Source organism: Limisphaera ngatamarikiensis (genome assembly GCF_011044775.1).
Taxonomy (GTDB): Bacteria; Verrucomicrobiota; Verrucomicrobiia; order Limisphaerales; family Limisphaeraceae; genus Limisphaera; species Limisphaera ngatamarikiensis.
Genome location: NZ_JAAKYA010000006.1, coordinates 160702 through 178320 on the forward strand (window position 1 = coordinate 160702; position 17619 = coordinate 178320).

Annotated in this window: 18 protein-coding genes; 11 read left to right on the forward strand and 7 right to left on the reverse strand. The window is 65.1% G+C overall.

All coding sequences use genetic code 11. The annotated features are described in order from the left end of the window. Positions 1-85 precede the first annotated feature (85 nt). The 9 genes from G4L39_RS01285 (at position 86) to ruvB (ending at position 8735) form a co-directional block, all read left to right on the forward strand. Positions 86-1126 (forward strand): PEP-CTERM sorting domain-containing protein, encoded by a 1041-nt coding sequence (locus tag G4L39_RS01285; RefSeq protein ID WP_165105317.1) that lies wholly within the window; start codon positions 86-88, stop codon positions 1124-1126. Between the two features lie 223 nt (positions 1127-1349). Continuing rightward, the gene (locus tag G4L39_RS01290; RefSeq protein ID WP_165105318.1) at positions 1350-1931 is read left to right on the forward strand and encodes a GNAT family N-acetyltransferase; all 582 of its coding nucleotides are present in this window, start codon (positions 1350-1352) and stop codon (positions 1929-1931) included. Positions 1932-1951: 20 nt separating this feature from the next. Further along, positions 1952-2227 carry a hypothetical protein gene (locus G4L39_RS01295; RefSeq protein ID WP_165105319.1) on the forward strand — a complete coding sequence of 92 codons (276 nt, stop codon included), beginning with the start codon at positions 1952-1954 and terminating at the stop codon, positions 2225-2227. 75 nt (positions 2228-2302) lie between these two features. Further along, the gene (locus G4L39_RS01300) at positions 2303-3358 is read left to right on the forward strand and encodes an acetyl-CoA carboxylase carboxyltransferase subunit alpha (RefSeq protein ID WP_165105320.1); all 1056 of its coding nucleotides are present in this window, start codon (positions 2303-2305) and stop codon (positions 3356-3358) included. 335 nt (positions 3359-3693) lie between these two features. After that, positions 3694-4707, forward strand: a complete 1014-nt coding sequence (locus tag G4L39_RS15295) for a type I phosphomannose isomerase catalytic subunit (protein ID WP_205880689.1) — start codon at positions 3694-3696, stop codon at positions 4705-4707. Beyond that, positions 4704-5123 (forward strand): phage holin family protein, encoded by a 420-nt coding sequence (locus tag G4L39_RS01310; RefSeq protein WP_165105321.1) that lies wholly within the window; start codon positions 4704-4706, stop codon positions 5121-5123. Before G4L39_RS15295 ends, G4L39_RS01310 begins: the two co-directional genes overlap by 4 nt. A gap of 81 nt (positions 5124-5204) precedes the next feature. Then, positions 5205-6785 carry an amino acid permease gene (locus G4L39_RS01315; protein ID WP_165105322.1) on the forward strand — a complete coding sequence of 527 codons (1581 nt, stop codon included), beginning with the start codon at positions 5205-5207 and terminating at the stop codon, positions 6783-6785. A gap of 42 nt (positions 6786-6827) precedes the next feature. Further along, positions 6828-7658: a phosphoribosylformimino-5-aminoimidazole carboxamide ribotide isomerase gene (gene hisA / locus G4L39_RS01320; protein ID WP_165105324.1), complete on the forward strand. Its 831-nt coding sequence runs from the start codon at positions 6828-6830 to the stop codon at positions 7656-7658. Between the two features lie 45 nt (positions 7659-7703). After that, positions 7704-8735, forward strand: a complete 1032-nt coding sequence (ruvB, locus tag G4L39_RS01325) for a Holliday junction branch migration DNA helicase RuvB (RefSeq protein ID WP_283950740.1) — start codon at positions 7704-7706, stop codon at positions 8733-8735. Here ruvB and G4L39_RS01330 read toward each other — a convergent pair. The 7 genes from G4L39_RS01330 to G4L39_RS01360 form a co-directional block, all read right to left on the reverse strand. Next, entirely contained in the window at positions 8717-9259 is a 543-nt protein-coding gene (locus tag G4L39_RS01330; RefSeq protein WP_165105325.1) for a VPDSG-CTERM sorting domain-containing protein, read from the reverse strand. The two genes, ruvB and G4L39_RS01330, sit on opposite strands and share 19 nt — an antisense overlap. Positions 9260-9845: 586 nt before the next feature. Then, a complete protein-coding gene (locus G4L39_RS01335) occupies positions 9846-11378 on the reverse strand; it encodes a Ni/Fe hydrogenase subunit alpha (RefSeq protein WP_165105327.1) in 1533 nt (510 codons plus the stop codon). Between the two features lie 5 nt (positions 11379-11383). Continuing rightward, positions 11384-12370, reverse strand: coding sequence for an NADH-quinone oxidoreductase subunit B family protein (locus G4L39_RS01340; RefSeq protein WP_165105329.1), 987 nt, complete (start codon positions 12368-12370; stop codon positions 11384-11386). Further along, positions 12363-12878 (reverse strand): hydrogenase iron-sulfur subunit, encoded by a 516-nt coding sequence (locus G4L39_RS01345; RefSeq protein ID WP_165105330.1) that lies wholly within the window; start codon positions 12876-12878, stop codon positions 12363-12365. The genes G4L39_RS01340 and G4L39_RS01345 overlap by 8 nt, the downstream gene beginning before the upstream one ends. After that, on the reverse strand, positions 12871-14874 hold the full coding sequence (locus G4L39_RS01350; RefSeq protein WP_165105332.1) for a CoB--CoM heterodisulfide reductase iron-sulfur subunit A family protein: 2004 nt from the start codon (positions 14872-14874) through the stop codon (positions 12871-12873). The genes G4L39_RS01345 and G4L39_RS01350 overlap by 8 nt, the downstream gene beginning before the upstream one ends. Before the next feature lie 7 nt (positions 14875-14881). Then, complete coding sequence (locus tag G4L39_RS01355; RefSeq protein ID WP_165105333.1) at positions 14882-15754, reverse strand: CoB--CoM heterodisulfide reductase iron-sulfur subunit B family protein; 873 nt, start codon at positions 15752-15754, stop codon at positions 14882-14884. Next, positions 15751-16365, reverse strand: a complete 615-nt coding sequence (locus tag G4L39_RS01360) for a 4Fe-4S dicluster domain-containing protein (RefSeq protein WP_205880690.1) — start codon at positions 16363-16365, stop codon at positions 15751-15753. The genes G4L39_RS01355 and G4L39_RS01360 overlap by 4 nt, the downstream gene beginning before the upstream one ends. A 214-nt stretch (positions 16366-16579) precedes the next feature. Here G4L39_RS01360 and G4L39_RS01365 point away from each other — a divergent pair, with 214 nt between their 5' ends. Further along, positions 16580-16873, forward strand: a complete 294-nt coding sequence (locus G4L39_RS01365) for an L-rhamnose mutarotase (protein ID WP_205880691.1) — start codon at positions 16580-16582, stop codon at positions 16871-16873. 280 nt (positions 16874-17153) lie between these two features. Beyond that, the coding region (locus G4L39_RS01370; RefSeq protein WP_165105336.1) for a hypothetical protein at positions 17154-17619 on the forward strand (466 nt) is incomplete at its 3' end.

The following is a 17619-nucleotide window of genomic DNA, read 5'->3' on the forward strand; positions in this document are numbered from 1 at the left end:
TGTCAGGAACGGCATTCATGCCACGGGGCGCGCGTCGTTATAAGAGCGCTGGAAAACGAAAGAAAACCCGCTCGATTCAGAAGCTATGAAGACGCGATTCCTGCCCGCACTGATTGCATCGGCTGCGATTTCCGTGGCACCCATGAAGGCGGCGGCGGTGCTGCTGGCCTACGAAGGGTTCGATTACACCCCCGGTCAGAGCCTGGTGGGACAGTCCGGTGGCCTGGGCTTTGCCACCAACTGGCTGGGCGACGCGAACACCACCGCCAACACCTTGATTGTCGCCGGTAGCTTTACCTACACGGACGCGTTTGGGAACACATTGGTGACCTCGGGTAACCGCGTTTGGGTGACCGGTGACGGTCGGCCTGAGGGGGACAACTTTCCCGGCGGCGTCAACGGGAACGCCGCCCCGCGAAGGCTGCTTGACGTGGATCGCGGCCTTGACAGCGAACCCACGACGACGTGGGTCAGCTTGCTGGCGTTGCGGGTGGGGATGCCTTACGAGTACAACAGCCCGGACGGTAAGGTGGCCTATTACGGCCGCGGCGTCGGGGCGCTCCAGTTCTTTTATAATGCCTCAAGGAACATCAGCTCGAGTGCCGGCAACGAGATGGTCTCCATCGGGCGGGGGTCGGAGAACACCTCGGGCATCGACCCGAACCGCAATGTTGACACCTGGGCGGTGTTGAATCGTGGTTCGGCGGCCCAGCAGGTGACCTCCACGGTGCCGTTGACCAATGAACCTGTCACATTCATTGTGGCCCGCATTGATCACAACCCCGGAACGGATCCAAGGGTGGCGGGGGCGGCAGACCGGATTTACCTGTGGTTCAACCCCGCGGACCTGAGGGTGGAACCGGACATCAATTCGGCCGATCTGACGCTAACGCCCACGCAATTCGATTTGAACAACGACCGCGATTACGTGTTCAACGTGATTCGGCTCTTTGGTGGGAACTTCAACACCACCGTGGGGTACAGCTCGGTGCAGGTGGATGAAATTCGGATCGGCACCACCTACTTCGATGTGGCGCCGATTCCCGAGCCTTCGGCACTCTCCCTTTTGGCGGTCGGTGGTGTGATGGCGCTGGTCACCTTGTGGTTGCGGCGGCGTACGGCGTGAGGCGAGGACGGACTCCGAACGGCGGGGCTGTTTGGGCCCCGCCGTTTTTGTTTGTGGATGGAGCCGATCCGACGGATCGGGCTGATCCGACGGATCGGGCTGATCCGGCCGGTTTGTTCGGTCCCGGGCAGTGCCGGGCGTGGACCGGGGTTTTTGTGGGGAAGGCTTGCGGGGGTCATGAGCGGGGGTCATACTGGGTGTAAAACGGTGAGGGTATTGGCCTATGTCCCTGGAACTGGAGCTTCAGAAGTTTCCCAAGGTTGTGACGTTGAAGGACGGCACTCAGGTGACGTTGCGGCCGTTGCAGAGCAGCGACGAGCCGGCGTTACACGAGTTTTTTCTGGCGGTGCCGGAGCAGGAACGGATGTTCATCAAGTATCGGGTGACGGACCGTGCGGTGATCCGGAACTGGTGTCAGAACATTGACTATGGTCGGAATTTTCCGTTGCTGGCGTTTGCGGGGAACCGTGTGGTGGGGGACGCGACGTTGCATCAGCAGTTGGGGGGGTGGAAACGGCATGTGGGGCGGGTGAGTGTACTGGTGCATCCGCGGTTTCGGGGGCGCGGTCTGGCCCGGGCCCTGGTGTCGGAGATTGTCGAGGTGGCGCGGAACCTGGGCCTGGAGAAGGTGGAGGCGGAGTTCATCGGGGAGCAGGAAGCCGCGATGAAACTGTTTGCGATGCTGGGGTTCACGCATCTGGTGCGGATTCCCGATCATGTGAAGGACATGCAGGGGATCAAGCATGACTACATTTTGATGGAGCTGGTGTTGCGGACGGACGAGGAATACGCGGGTGCGGGCTGAGGGGAGGGAGGAGGTGCGGTGTGGCGCCACCGGTTTGTCCGTGTTGCGGGTGTCGGTTGGATCCGGAGGCGCCGGTGTGTCCGGAGTGCGGGGCGGATGAGCGGACGGGTTGGGCCGGGGCGTGGTCGGGCGAGGAGCCGGAGGAGGAGGAGTTTGATTACGAGGCGTATGTGCGACGGGAGTTTGGGGGCCGGGAGGGACCGCGGCTGAAGCCGGAGGGGCTGACGTGGTTTTGGTGGGTGGTGGGGATGCTGGTGTTGGGGGTGTTGGTGACGGGGTGGTTGCGGGTGTGGTGAACGGCCGGGCGGGTCGGGCATGAAGGGAGTTCGCCGTTGCCAGCCGGGGTGTGCGGACCTAGTTTGGTGGCGTCCATGAGGCATTATCTGGACTTTGAGAAGCCGGTTGTGGAGCTGCAGGCCAAGCTGGAGGAGCTGCGGAAACACGCGGCTGCGCACGGGATGGACGCGGCGTTTGAAGAGGAGATCCAGCGGCTGGAGCAGAAGCTGGCGGAGACGAGGCGACAGATTTTCACGCAACTGACGCCGTGGCAGCGGGTGCAGCTGGCCCGGCATCCGAAGCGGCCGTACATGCTGGATTATGTGCGGCTCGTGTTCACGGATTTTGAGGAGCTGCACGGGGACCGGTTGTACGCGGACGACCGTGCGGTGGTGGGCGGGTTTGCGCGGTTGAACGGGCAGCCGCTGATGTTGATCGGGACGCAGAAGGGTCGGGACACGAAGGAGAACATCCTGCGAAATTTCGGGTCGGCCCATCCGGAGGGGTATCGCAAGGCACTGCGGCTGATGCGGATGGCGGACAAGTTCGGTTTGCCGATTGTGACGTTGATTGACACGGCGGGGGCGTATCCGGGCATTGGCGCGGAGGAGCGGCACATTGCGGAGGCGATCGCGGTGAATTTGCGGGAGATGATGTTGATGGAGGTGCCGATTGTGGCGGTGATCATTGGCGAGGGCGGCTCGGGCGGTGCGTTGGGGATCGGGGTGGCGGACCGGGTGTTGATCATGGAAAACGCGTATTACTCGGTGATCAGTCCGGAGGGTTGCGCGGCGATTTTGTGGAAGGATCGGTCGGCGGCGCCGCAGGCGGCGGCGGCGTTGAAGATTGTGGCGTCGGATTTGCTGGCGCTGGGTTTGGTGGACGAGGTGATCCCGGAACCGCTGGGGGGTGCGCACAACGATCCTGCGGCCGCCGCGGCGGCGCTGAAGGAAGCGGTGTTGCGGCATTTGGCGGAGTTGCAGGGGTGGTCGGGCGAGGAGCGGCGTCGGCGCCGGTATGAAAAGTTTCGGGCGTACGGCCGGTTTGAGAGGCAGCCGATGCGGCTGACGGCGCCGGTGGTTGAGTCGGGACAGGGTTGCAACGGTCAGGGTTCGGGCGCGGCGGCCGGGGCGGCGCCGACGTCGGGTTGATCCGAGGCGTGACCGCCGGATGGGGTTTGTGCGTGCGCGTCTGACAGGGCACCGCCCTGTGGATGAGGTTTTCTTGGCGTCCTGGCGGGCCGGCCTGGCGAGGGGCGGGTTGCTGTTGTGATGGGCGGAGGTGGCGGGCGGACGTTTCTGGAGGTCTCGTCGGCGGGAAGCACTGGTTTCGACGGGGTTTGGCGTTGGTGGGTTGGTTTCCGGGACGTCCGGGCCCGTGCATGAGTTTGCGGGGAGGGCCCCGCCCCGGTACGGGTTGTGCGGGTGTGGACATGGTTCGGGTTTTTGGTTTGCGGCGATGGTGCCGGGCATGTTGAGTGGGGGAGATGTTCTATCCGTTGCTGTTGGAACCGCGGTTCAAGGAGCGTGTGTGGGGCGGGCGGCGCCTGGCGGCCTTGTATGGCAAGGCGTTGCCGCCCGGACTGCCGATTGGGGAATCGTGGGAGGTGACGGACCGGCCCGGGGACGTGAGCGTGATACGGAATGGCCGGTGGGCGGGCCGGGATTTGCGGTGGCTGATGGAGGAGCATCGGGAGGGGTTGCTGGGTGGTGCGCGGGATGAGGGCGGCCGGTTTCCGTTGCTGGTGAAGATCCTGGACGCGCGGGAGCTGTTGTCGGTGCAGGTGCATCCCCCGGCGGAGGTGGCGGTGCGGTTGGGGGGCGAACCGAAGACGGAGCTGTGGTATTTCACGGAGACGGAGCCCGGGGCGGTGATTTATGCGGGGCTGCGGCGTGGGGTGACACGGGAGGAGTTTGAGCGGCGGTTGCGGGAGGGTCGGGTGGAGGAATGCATTCACCGGTTTGCGGTTCGGGCCGGGGACGCGGTGTTTTTGCCGAGCGGACGCGTCCATGCGCTGGGTGCGGGGGTGGTGTTGTTTGAGATTCAGCAGAACTCGGACACGACGTATCGGGTGTTTGACTGGAACCGGGTGGGGTTGGACGGGCGGCCGCGGGAGTTGCATGTGGCGGAGGCGCTTGAATCGATCCGGTTTGACGATGTGGAGCCGGGTCCGTTGCCGGAGGTTTGGGAGGGATCGGGTGAGGGGAGTCGTCGTCGGTTGGTGGATCATGAGTTGTTTCGTGTGGATGCGTGGCGGTGGGAGGGGCCAACGGTTGTGAAGTGGCCGGGGGGCCGGTGTCGTGTGCTGGGGGTGGTGAGGGGTCGGGTGAGGGTCCGGGGCGGGGGCGAGGTTGTGGAGCTGTTGCCGGGGACGTTTTGCGTGGTGCCGGCCGGGGTGGCGGCGTTGGAGTTGGAGGTGGGAGGGTCGGCGGAGCTATTGGAAGCCGAGCCGGGGCCGCTGGAGTCGGCGGGCTCGGTGATGTCGAGGGAGGGACGATGAAACGTTTTTTGCAACAGTGGTTGATCGGGACGCTGGCGGTGTTGGTGGCGGTTTACGTTGTGCCCGGGGTGCAATATCAGAAGCCGCTGGACCTGGTGGTGGCGTCGTTGTTGCTGGGGGTGTTGAACGCGGTGTTGCGGCCGTTGCTGGTGGTGTTGTCGTTGCCGCTGGTGGTGGTGACGTTGGGGTTGTTTGTGCTGGTGATCAACGGGTTGTTGTTGTGGCTGGTGGGCTGGTTGATGGCGCCGCATTTTGTGGTGGAGGATTTTTGGGCGGCGTTCTGGGGCGCGCTGGTGATCAGCGTGATGAACGGGTTGTTGACGCGGCTGACGGGGTCGGGTTCGGAGGGGTCGTCGGGGTCGGGCGGTTCGCGTGGGTCCCGGCGGGGCGGGTCGGGTTCGGTGATTGACATTTGAACCGGGTCGGCGCGTGCAGGATCGGGTGCGGGTACGCCGGCTGGTGTGAGGTCGCGGGGGTGTGCGTTGGATGTGGACGGTATGAGTGGATGGCGTTGGAACCGGTGCAAACCGATTGAGGCGCTGGGTGGGGAGGGAATCCCCGGGCATTTACGTTTGCGGCGGGCGTTGGGTGCGCGGGAGCTGGTGTTCCTGGGTGTGGGTGCGATTGTGGGTGCGGGGATTTTTTCGACGGCGGGGACGGCGGCGGCGGGTGGGGAGCATCATTTGGGGGCGGGGCCGGGTCTGGTGTTGTCGTTTTTACTGGTGGCGGGTGCGTGTGCGTTGGCGGGGTTGTGTTATGCGGAGCTGGCGGCATTGGTGCCGGTGTCGGGCTCGGCCTACACGTACGCGTACGCGACGTTGGGGGAGTTGGTGGCGTGGATCATCGGGTGGGACCTGATTCTGGAATACGCGATTGGGAACGTGGCGGTGGCGATCAGCTGGTCGGATTATTTTCAGACGTTGGTGGCGGGTTTGGGGTGGGAATGGCCGGTTTGGCTGGGGACGGATTATCGGTCGGCGTGGGCGGCGGCGCGGGAGATGTCGGCCTGGTTGGCGCAGGGGGGTGAGGTGGGGGCGCTGGCGCCGGCGGTGGTGGAGAAGGCGCGGGCGTGGTTGGAGGCACCACGGCTGTGGGGTGTGCCGTTGGTGTTGAACGTGCCGGCGGCGGCGATTGTGGGGTTGATTACGTGGGTGCTGGTGCGCGGGATTCGGGAGAGCGCGGCCTTCAACACGGCGATGGTGCTGGTGAAGCTGGCGGTGATCGGGTTGTTTGTCGGGGTGGGGGCGTTTTACGTGGACCCCGGCAATTGGCGTCCGTTTTTGCCGAATGGTTGGGCGGGGGTGGGGCATGCGGCCGCGATTGTGTTTTTTGCGTACATCGGGTTTGACGCGGTTTCGACGGCGGCGGAGGAGACGCGGGATCCGCAGAGGAACCTGCCGCGGGGGATTCTGGGGAGTTTGCTGGTGTGTGCGGTGTTGTATGCGGTGGTGGCGTTGGTGCTGACGGGGATGGTGCGGTGGGACCGGTTGCGGAACGTGGCGGATCCGCTGGCGATGGCGTTTGTGGAGCGGGGGTTGGACTGGTTGAGCGGCTGGATTGCGCTGGGGGCGGTGGTGGCGACGGCGTCGGTGTTGCTGGTGTTTCAGCTGGGGCAACCGCGGATTTTGTTTGCGATGGCGCGGGACGGGTTGTTGCCGGCCTGGGCGGCCCGGGTACATCCGCGATTTCGGACGCCGCATGTGACGACGGTGTGGACGGGTGTGGTGGTGGGGTCGGTGGCGGCGGTGACGCATATTGAGGAGATGGTGGAATTGTGCAACATCGGCACGTTGTTTGCCTTTGTGGTGGTGGCAGCCGGGGTGTTGGTGTTGCGGTGGCGGGAGCCGGATCGGCCCCGACCGTTTCGGGTGCCGTGGGTGCCGTGGGTGCCGCTGGGTGCGATGGCCACGTGCGGGTGGTTGATGTGGCAACTGCCGGCGCGGACCTGGTGGCGGTTTGGGTTATGGCTGGTGGCGGGGCTGATGTTTTACGGGGCGCGGGTATGGTGGTTGGGACGGCGGCCGGTGGACGGGTCGCAGGCGGGCTGCGGGGGTGTGGATGGGGACCGGGTGAATTGACGGGCTGTTGGCGCGGCGGCGGTTCGGGTAGGTTGTGGGGGTATGTTTCGGCCATGTATTGATCTGCATGAGGGTCGGGTGAAGCAGATTGTGGGCGGCTCGTTGGATGAGGCTGCGCCGGAACGGTTGCGGACGAATTTTGTTTCCGATCGGCCGGCGTCGTGGTACGCGGCGTTATACCGGCGGGACGGGTTGACGGGTGGACACGTGATCATGCTGGGGCCAGGGAACGAGGCCGAGGCGCGGTCGGCACTGGCGGCGTACCCGGGTGGGTTGCAGGTGGGGGGCGGGATCACGGCGGCGAATGCGGCGGGATGGTTGGATGCGGGCGCGTCGCATGTGATTGTGACGAGCTGGTTGTTTCGGGAGGGGCGACTGGACGAGGATCGGCTGGGGGCGCTGGTGCGTGCGGTGGGTCGGGACCGGTTGGTGATTGATTTGAGCTGCCGGCGTCGGGGGGAGGATTACGTGGTGGTGGCGGATCGGTGGCGGACGTGGACGGAGCTGCGGTTGTCAGCCGAGACCCTGGAACGGCTGGCCGGCAGTTGCGCGGAGTTTTTGGTGCATGCGGTGGATGTGGAAGGTTTGTGCCGCGGGGTGGATCTGGAGTTGGTGGAGCGACTGGCCGCGTGGTCGCCCGTGCCGGTGACGTACGCGGGCGGGGCGCGGTCGTTGGAGGACCTGGAACGGGTGACGGAGGTGGGCAGGGGGCGGGTGGACCTGACGATTGGTTCGGCGTTGGACATTTTCGGGGGGACGGGCGTGCGGTATGCGGATTGTGTGGCGTTCAACCGGCGGTGGTTGGAGCGGACGGGGCCGGGCATCCGGTCGGCGGCTCCGGGCGATGACGCGGGGGACCCGGGACGCGGTTGAGTGGAGGACGGGGTTTCGACCTTGCCGGGTGAGGTTGGGTTGTTCATGTTGCGGGACATGGCGGATCGGCGGATGCGGGATGTGTTGAACCAGCCGGACGCGGCGTGGGAACAGACGCTGCGGCCGGCGGGGTTTGAGGAGTTTGTGGGACAGGCGCGGGTGAAGGAACGGCTGGAGATCACGGTGGCGGCGGCGCGGCAGCGGGGCGAGCCGATGGACCACATTTTGTTGAGCGGTCCGCCGGGGTTGGGGAAGACGACGCTGGCGCACATTCTGGCGCGGGCGATGAACGCCAACATCCGGTGCACGAGCGGGCCGGCGATTGAGAAGGCGGCGGATCTGGCGGGGTTGCTGACCAATCTGGAGCCGGGGGACGTACTGTTCATTGACGAGATTCACCGGCTGCAGAAGACGATCGAGGAGTACCTGTACCCGGCGATGGAGGATTTCAAGCTGGACATTGTGATTGATCAGGGCCCGAACGCGCGGAGCATCCGGATTGATCTGCCGCGGTTCACGTTGATCGGGGCGACGACGCGAAGCGGGTTGCTGACGTCACCGTTGCTGACGCGGTTTCCGATTCGGGAACGGCTCGACTACTACACGGCGGAGGATTTGCAGCAGGTGGTGTTGCGGGCGGCCCGGATCCTGGGGGTGCGGATGGATTCAGAGGCTGCGTTTGAGATCGCTCGTCGGAGCCGGGGGACACCCCGGATTGCGAACAATCTGTTGCGGCGGGTGCGGGACTATGCGCAGGTGCGCGGCGACGGCCGGATTACGCGCGAGCTGGCGGATCGAGCCCTGGCAATGCTGGAGATTGACGAGGATGGGCTGGACGAGATGGACAAGCGGATTTTGGAGGCGGTGGTGGTGAAGTTTGGGGGCGGCCCCGTGGGGATTCACTCGCTGGCGGTGGCGGTGGGCGAGGAACCGGACACGATTGAGGAGGTGTACGAGCCCTACCTGATCATGGAAGGGTACCTGAAGCGAACCCCGCAGGGGCGAGTGGCCACGGACCGGGCCGCCAAAAAGCTGGGGATCCAACCGGCGCGCGGGACTCAACCGACCCTGTTCTGAGCGCGGCGTGCCCATGCGCCGACGCCGAGCAGGGCGATGCCCAGTAAGGCGAGTGTGCTGCCGCCGTCAGGGACACGGGTGACCGGGACCGGGTTCCAGAGCCGGTAACCGGAGAGGCCCTTGCCGGTCGGTGAGACGAGTTCCAACGTGGTCAGGTCTCCCCCCAAGTACCAGGCCTGGGAGTGGTCGGAGCTTCTTTTTCCGCCCCAATGGATGGTGAGGTAGGTGTACCCGGCGACGGGGATTACGACCGTGGTGATTCCGGATGGGGCCGTGTAATCCACGGCTGGTCCGTTCTGGACCGCGGGCAGGTCGGGATCGTTGACAGCGTTGTACTCGTCGACGAGGGCTTGGAGCCAGGACCTGATGGTGCCCACTCCCTGGTTTCCGGGCTCGCCGGGCACGGTTGTGGTGGGGGCGATGTAAGGTGCTGTATCGAGCCGGATGGGCACGGCTTGGGTGGTTGCGGACGCTGCCAAAAGGGCGGCCGCAACGGCGGCGAGGCACAGGTTCATGGTCTTCATGGTTGGTTGATGTCTACCGGGCCGAATCCAACCCGTCTCTGATCATCGGCGGCTTCGGCTGAATGCTTTAGTCTCAAGTTGTGGTTTGTGAAGTAGCATCAATTGTGCCAACTTGCAAGTGGCGGCGAGAACTCGAGCGGGGCAACATGCTTAACCGCAACGTGTTGGCTTGGTCATGGGCGCCTTGAGTTTTTGCCGTGTGATTTATCGGCGCCTCCAAAGTGTAAAGTGTGCCAGAAAATTGGCCTGTTTTGGGGGTGTTTTGTCTGCCATTCTTTACACTTTTCACTTTTGGGGCGGGCAGCAGCGGGTTGGTTTGTGCCGGCGAACCTTGTGGGTGGCGGGTCTGGGGCTTGCGTGGGGTGTTCTTGCGCTACGGCGGACGCCGGGTGTCAGGAGTGCTCGTTTCAGGCAGTGGAGCGTGGATCAGGCCGCGGCGCGCGGGATCGTTGGGAATGGTGGGGCCGGTTGGGTCGGTTCGGTGGTTGGTGCAGGGGTAGGGTTGGGCGGAGACAAAGTGGTTGTAGGGGCTGGCCGGTGACCCAGGTCAGCGGGCGGGTTGGCGCGGTGTGTGGGGGCGGAGGGTTTAGTCGGTGCGGGTGATTTGGCGGACCAGGCGTTTTTGGTGGTCGTAGAGGTTGAGGGTGAGCGGGAGGTGCCCGGGTCTGGCGTGGGTGGCGCAGCCGAAGCAGGGGTCGTAGGCGCGGAAGGCCATTTCGATTTTGTTGAGAAGGGCGTCGGAGACCGCGCCGTTGCGGATGAGGGCCTTGGCGGCGCGATCGACGCTCATGGCGATGCGGGCGGCGTTGTTTTGGGTGGCGACGATGAGGTTGGCGCGGGTGATGAGGCCACGTTCATCGGTTTCGTAGTGGTGGATGAGTGTGCCGCGCGGGGCCTCGACGACGCCGATGCCGACGGTGGGTTTTTCGGTGGGCAGGCGCCGGATCTGGTCGCTGGTGATTTCGGGGTCACGGGTGAGTTCGACCATGCGTTCGGCGGCCTGGATGATTTCGATGACGCGGGCCCAGTGGTTGGCGAGGGTGTGGTGGACAGGTTTGCCGCTGAGGGTGGAGAAGAAGAGCCGGGCGGCTTCGCGGGCGCGCGGGGTGGCCATGGAATCGGCGGCGTTGAGTCGGGCCAGCGGTGCAACGGCGTAGATGCTGGTCCGGGGGCCTTCTTCGAAGCCGTGCCAGCCGAGGGGCTTGAGGTAGCAGAACTTGACGTAGCTCCAAGGTTCGACGTGTTCGGCGATGAAGTCGCGGTATTGGCGGACATCGAAGCGTGCGTATTCGTGGCCGTCCGGGTTTACGACGCGGAGTTGGCCGTCGTAAAAGTCCACGCGGTTTTGCGGGTCCACGAGGCCCATGTAGTAGGTGCGGTGGGTGTAGTCCGGGGAGGTGATGAGCCGGAGGTAGTCCGGATTTTGGAGGACGATTCTTTGGAAGACGTCGTGGGTGAAGAGGGCGAAGTCGAGGGCTTCGGTGGCCAGTTGTTGGAATTCGGGGAGTTTCTCGGGGTCGAGGCGTTTGGCGACCCCGCCGGGCAGGCCGAGGACGGGGTGGATGACCTTGCCGCCGAGCCAGGAGATGAGGTCGCGGAGCCGGCGTCGGATGGAGATGACGCGGCGGGCGACTTCGGGGCCGACCTTTTGGGCGACGCCGACGACGTTGCGGAGGGCGGCCGGGGCGTCGGGGCCGACGATGAAGTCGGGGCCGCCCAGCAGGTAGACGTGGAGAGCGTGGTCTTCGAGCATGAAGGCGTGGTAGACGAGTTCACGGATTTTGCGGGCGGCGGGTGGGGGTTCGACGTGGTAGAGGTCGTCGAGGGCCTTGGTGGCTGCCATGTGGTGGGCGGTGGGGCAGACGCCGCAGATGCGGCTGGTAATTTGGGGCATTTCCTCGGCGGGTCGGCCCTGGCAGAAGACCTCGAAGCCGCGCAGTTCGGGGATTTGGAGGTAGGCCTGTTCGACGTTGCCGTCGGGGTCGAGGAAGATGTCGATTTTGCCGTGGCCTTCGAGGCGGGTGATGGGGTCGATGGTGACCTTGCGCCGGTGCTCCGCGTAGGCGGTGTTGGCGCGCCGGGCTGCCTGGTTCCAGAGGGTTTGGGCTTCCGGTTGCATGGCGTTCAGGATCCGTTTCCGTTGACTGGGAGGTCGACTTTGCGCCGCAGGAGGCTGTGGGGCAGGCTGTAGCGGTAGAAAGTGCCGACGGGGTCGGGGATGGTGTCGAGGGCGGCGTCGATTTCCTCCTCGGTTTTGGCGGCGAGGTTGGCGCAGAGGCTGGAGAGGATTTTGGCGCCGGGGTCGCGGACGCGGGAGGTGGGGCCGAAACAGCCGGTGCAGGGCATGTTGCCGCGGGGGCAGAGGGCTTCGCAACCGGCGCGGGTTGCGGGGCCGAGGCAGAGCAGGCCCTGGGCGAGGAGGCACTGGTTGGGGTCGGCCTGGAGGGTGTGGGGCCGATGGAATTGGTGGAAGCTGAGCTGGAGAGGCTTGGAGGCTTTGCGGGGGCACTGGTCGCAGAGGGCGACGTCGGGTGCGAGGACGGATCCGCGGGGTGGCGGGTTGTTGGACAGGAGTGCGGCGATGGCGTTTTTGGTGATGGCGGGGGTGGGCGGACAACCGGGGATGTAGTAGTCCACCGGCACGACCTGGTCGAGGGCGCGGACCATGTGGTGGAGGGAGGGCAGGGTGAGGTTGTGTCCGTTGTGGTTGAGGTGGGGTTGGGGTCGGACCTTTTCGGGGTTCACCGTGGAGGGGCCGTCTTCGTAGTAGTAGCGGAGGATGGCTTCGCGGCTGAACTGGTTGGCGAGGCCGGGAATGCCGCCGAGGTGGGCACAGGCGCCGTAAGCGATGAGGAACCGGCTTTTTTGGCGGAGCAGGTGGACCATTTCCTCCTGTTCGGTGGTGCGGACGGCGCCGTTGACGAGGGTGGCGAAGATGGACTGGTCGGGCATGGCCTCCACGTCGGCGCGTTTGAAGTCCATGGCGCAGGGCCAGAACACGAGGTCCACGGTCTGGACGAGGTCGAGGATGTCCTCGGCCAGGTCCACGACGGCTTCCTCGCAACCGCCGCAGGAGGCGCACCAGTAGATGGCGAGTTTGGGTTTAGGCATGGACCTTTTCCTCCCTGGGGTGTGTGGTTGGGGTTGTGGTTGGGGTTGGGGGAGCGGGTGTGTGGGTCAGCTCCCGGTTCCATGTTTGAAAGCGTTCGGGGAGTTGGAGGGGGCCGAGGTTGCGGATTTGGCGGACCATGTCGTTGACAACCTGGCGGAGTTTGTCGCCCTCGGAGGCGGCGATCCATTCGAGTCGGACGCGTTCGGGTTCGATGCCGAGGGCGAGGAGGATACGGCGGAGCATGCGCATGCGGCGCAGGGTTTTGTAATTGCCCTCGGCGTAATGGCAGTCGCCGGGGTGGCATCCGCCGATCAGGACGCCGTCGGCGCCCCGGGCGAGGGCGTCGAGGATGAACTGGGGATCCACCCGGCCGGAGCACATGAGCCGGATGACGCGGACGTTGGGTGCGTACTGGAGACGCGAGACGCCGGCCAGGTCGGCGGCGGTGTAGGTGCACCAGTTGCAAAAGAAGGCGACGATTCGGGGTTCCCAGGGGGTGTCAGGCATGGCTCAGGACTCCTTCGATTTCGGCGAAGACCTGTTCATCTTCGAAGAGGTTTTGGTGGATGGAACCGGACGGGCAGGCGGCGACGCAGGTGCCGCAGCCCTTGCAGAGGGCTTCCTGAATGACGGCCCGGCCGCGCGTTTCGTCGAACTGGATGGCCGAGTAGGGGCAGAGGGGCAGACAGGATTTGCAGCCGGAGCAGTGGTCGGGATCGACCCATGCGGTGTTGGGTTCCTGTTCGATGTGGCCGCGGTCCATGAGGGCGAGGGCTTCGGCGGCGGCGGCTCCGGCCTGGGCGACGGTGTCGGGGATGTCCTTGGGTCCCTGGCAACAGCCGGCCAGGAAGATGCCGTCGGTGAAGGTGCTGACGGGGGCGAGTTTGGGGTGGCGTTCGAGGAACCAACCTTCGGCGCTGCAGCTGAGGTTGAGGAGGCGGCGGAGTTCCTGGGCGTCGGGTTGGGGTTCCTTGCCGACGGCCAGGACGACCATGTCGAGGGGGATGCGGCGGACGAAGCCGGCGAGGGTATCTTCGACGCGGACGACAAGTTTGCCTTCCTCCTCGGGGGTCATGGCCCAGTCGGTGACCTCGGCGACGCGGCCGCGGACGAACTGGATGCCTTCGCGGAGGCAGCGGTCGTAGAATTCCTCGTAGCCTTTGCCGGGGGCGCGGATGTCCATGTAGAAAATGGTGACATCGGCGTGGAGGTGTTCCCGGATGAGGAGGGCCAGTTTCATGGAGTGCATGCAGCAGGTGCGGGAACACCAGGGGTTGGTGCGGTGGTCGCGGGAACCGACGCAGAGGATGAAACCGACGGAGCGCGGGGTGCGGCCGTCGCGGAGTCGGATTTCGCCGGCGGTGGGGCCGCTACTGTTCACGAGGCGCTCGACTTCGAGGGTGGTGAAGACGTTGGGGTAACGGCCGTAGCCATATTGAGGGATGCGGGCCGGATCGAAGAGTTGGAATCCCGTGGCGACGATGATGGTACCGACCTTGACCTCGTGGATTTCAGGCTGTTGATCGAAGACGATGGCGTTGCGGTCGCAGGCTTCGAGGCAGGTCTTTTTGCATTTGCCGGTTTTGAGGTTGAGGCAGCGGTCGGGGTCGATGACCACGACCTGGGGCGTGGCCTGGGGGAAGGGCAGGTAGATGGGTTTGCGGCGACTGAGGCCGGCGTTGAATTCGTCGGGGAACTTCCCCTCCTTGAAGACGCAGGCTTCGACGCAGGCCTTGCAACCGACGCAGAGCGTTTCGTTGACGTAGCGGGGTTTGCGCCGGACGGTGACGGTGAAGTTGCCGACGAACCCCTCGACTTTGACAACCTCGCTGTAGGTCCAGAGGGTGATGTTGGGGTGGGCGCGGACGGCGGACATTTTCGGGGTGAGGATGCAGGCGGCGCAGTCGAGGGTGGGGAAGGTTTTGTCCAGCTGGGCCATGTGTCCGCCAATGCTGGGCTGGCGTTCGACCAGGATGACGCGTTTGCCGGCATCGGCGAGGGTGAGGGCGGCATGGATGCCGGCGATGCCGCCTCCGATGACGAGGGCTTCGGCGCGGATGGGGACCCGGATGGGTTCCAGGGGCCGATGATATTGGACCCGTTGGATGGCTGCGCGGGCCAGGGCGCGGGCCTTGGCGGTGGCGGCCTGGCGATCCTCCTTGTGCACCCAGGAGACGTGTTCCCGGATGTTGACCATCTGGAAGAGGAACGGGTTCAGACCGGCCTTGGCGACGGCCTTGCGGAAGGTGGCTTCGTGGAGGAGCGGAGAGCAGGAGGCGACGACCACGCGGTTGAGCCGGTGTTCGCGGATGTCCTGTTGGATGAGTTCCTGGCCGGGGTCGGAGCACATGTATTTGTAGTCGCGCGCGATGACGACCCCGGGGAGGCGGGAGGCGAATCGTGCCACTTCGGCGCAGTCCACGGTGTCGGCAATGTTGCTGCCGCAGTGGCAAACGTAGAAGCCGATGCGAGGTTGGGAATCGCGGGTGTCGGTTGCGTTCATACGGCGGTCAGGAAACGGTTGCGGGTGCGGGTTGGAAGCTGAAGGGGACGAAATTGCGGTGCAGGCCGAGCTGCCGGGGTGGCAGGCCGAAGGCCAGGCCCATCAGTTGGGTGAAATACACGGTGGGGATCCGGACCGGGCCCCAGAGGCGTTCGATTTCGTCGTGGTAGGCATCGAGGTTGAAGTGGCAGAGGGGACAAACGGTGGCGATGACATGGGCGCCCCGGCGGAGGGCTTCCTTGAGGAGGATGTAGGAGAGGCGGAGCCCGGCTTCGGGGACGGTGCCGGTGAGGCTGCCCCCGCAGCATTTGGTTTTCAGCGGCCATGCAACGACCTCGGCGCCGAGGGCGGTCAGGAGCCGGTCCATGGTGGTGGGCTGATGTGCGTCATCGAAGGTGGCGTAGGGTCGGACGATCTGGCACCCGTAATACGGGGCGACCTTCAGGCCGCGCAGGGGTTGAACCACCTTTTCGCGGATGACATCGAGGCCAATGTCGTGGACCAGGATGTCGAGGGGATGACGGACGCGGACGGATCCCTGGTATTTGAGGCCGGCCCGGTGCAGTGCGGTTTGCACGGTGTGACGGACATCGGGGAACTCGGCCATGTGATGTTGGAGTTTGTTGAGGACCAGGTAGCAGGCGCTGCAGGGTGCCAGGAGGTCGGCCGGACCGTTCTGTTCGGCCAGGGCAAGGTTTCGTGAGGCGAGCACAGCGGCGCGGTTTTCGTCCACGGACATGTAGGCGGTGGCGCCGCAACAGTTCCAGTCCTCGAGTTCCCGGAGTTCCACCCCAAGGTGACGGAACACCGGCAGGAGAGATTCCTCGTAGGCGCGGCCCAGACCTTTCAGGGAACAACCGGGAAAGTACTGGTATTTCATGGGAGCGGTGGGGTTGTGGAGGTTGGGGTTGCGGTTCCGTTGACCGTGGCCAGCATTTGCTCAAGTTGTTGCCGGCCGGCGATGCGTTCGCGGCGGAGGCTGAAACGGCCGGTGCGGAGCAGGCCGAGGCCCAATCGCCAGGATCGGAAGAGGGCGGTCCAGTTGGATTTGAGAAAGAGGCGCAGGACCAGCAGGGTTTCAGTGATCCGCCCGTACCGGCGGGCCATGGCGGAGAATTCATGGGCGAGCACGGGAATGGGGAACCGGCGCGGGTAGACACCCTCCTGGATGGCCCGTTGTTTGAGGGCGTACATGATGTCGGTGATCCGGATGTTGCGGGGACATTCCACGGTGCAGGCGTAGCAGGAGGCGCACAGCCAGATGGTGCGGCTCCGGAGCACCTCGTGTTTGAAGTCGGCCCGGACCAGCGCCATGATCTGGCGCGGGGTGTAATCCATGTAGATGCTGAGGGGGCAGGTGCCCGAGCAGGTGCCGCATTGGATGCAGCTCTTGAGCTGGTCGCAACCGGTCAGGCTCATGATCTCGTCGGCAAAGCCCCGGACCCGGTCGGCCTCGTATTTGATGGTGCGCTGGATTTGCATGGGCTGCATGCTGCCTGCAGTATTCACGAGGCTTGTGTAATATCGTGGTGAAGTGCGTGTACCTAATGCACACGGTTGGGCGGGTGTGGGCGTTTCCGCTTTCCCTGTTTTGCGAAAGGCTGGCCTTTTTTTGCGGAATTGAGGGGCGGTGCGTGGCTTCGGGCTTGGTGGGTGAGGGGCCGGGTGGCAGAGTGACGGGGCCATGCGATTGCGAGGATTTGCGATGAAGTTGAAACCGGGCTGTGCGGAGGAGTACCGGCGTCGGCATGATGCGCTCTGGCCGGAGCTGGCGGCGCTGTTGCGGGAGTCCGGGATTTCGGACTATGCGATTTTCCTGGATGCCGGGACGAACACGCTGTTTGCGGTGCAGAAGTTGGGATCGGGGTTTGATGCGGAGGCGTTGCGGCGGCATCCGGTGATGCGGCGTTGGTGGGCGTACATGGCGGATTTGATGGAGGTGCAGCCCGATGGTGCCCCGGTGGAGGTGGAACTGGATCTGATGTTTTACCTCCCGTGACGGGCCCGGTTGGGGCCGGTTGGGGCCGGATTTTCCGGGCAGGGGGGTGTGCGGGCCGGGGTGGTGGGGCCGGGGCTGGTACTTTTCGTTCAAGCAGACCCGCCTGTCAGCCGATAAACGGAAGGACCGGTCCGGGGTTTGGGGCCGGACCGGGTTGGTTTTGCCCTCCGTGCAGGGGGGCACGTCGTCCGTACGGCCGTGGTGTTGGTGGGCCGTAGGGACGCGGTGACGGTGCGGGGCTGGGTGGTGGGGGTTGGAAGAACCGGAGAGGAGCCGTCGCATGAGAGAGACAGCGCCGCAGGTGGGGGTTGCTGGTGAGGTGCGATCGACGGGTGGGCTTTTGCCGGGTGAGGGAAGCCCTGGTGAGCGGGTTCAGTGTGGTGAGGAACCTGCGGAGGCGATGCGTGTGGCGTGGGCGTTGGTGCGCGGGGCCCGCTTGGAGGTGGTGGGTGGGGAATTTTGCCGTTGGTGGGGTGGAGCGGCGGAGTCATGGTGCGGCCGGAGTTTGGCGGAGGTTTTCGGGTCCGAGTCGGTGCTGGTCGGTGTGCGTGGGCGTCTGTTTGGCGGGGCGGGTGAGGCCGGGCCGGAGGGGCGATGTGAACGGGTGCGGCTGAGGGTGGTCGGGGGTGGGGAGTGGGAGGTGATGGTGGGGGCGGCGCGTTTGCCGGGGTTGGAGGGGATGGAGCTTTGGTGGTGGTGGCAGGTGGGGGATGTGGTTCGGGTGGAGGAGGAGCTGGTGCGGCGGG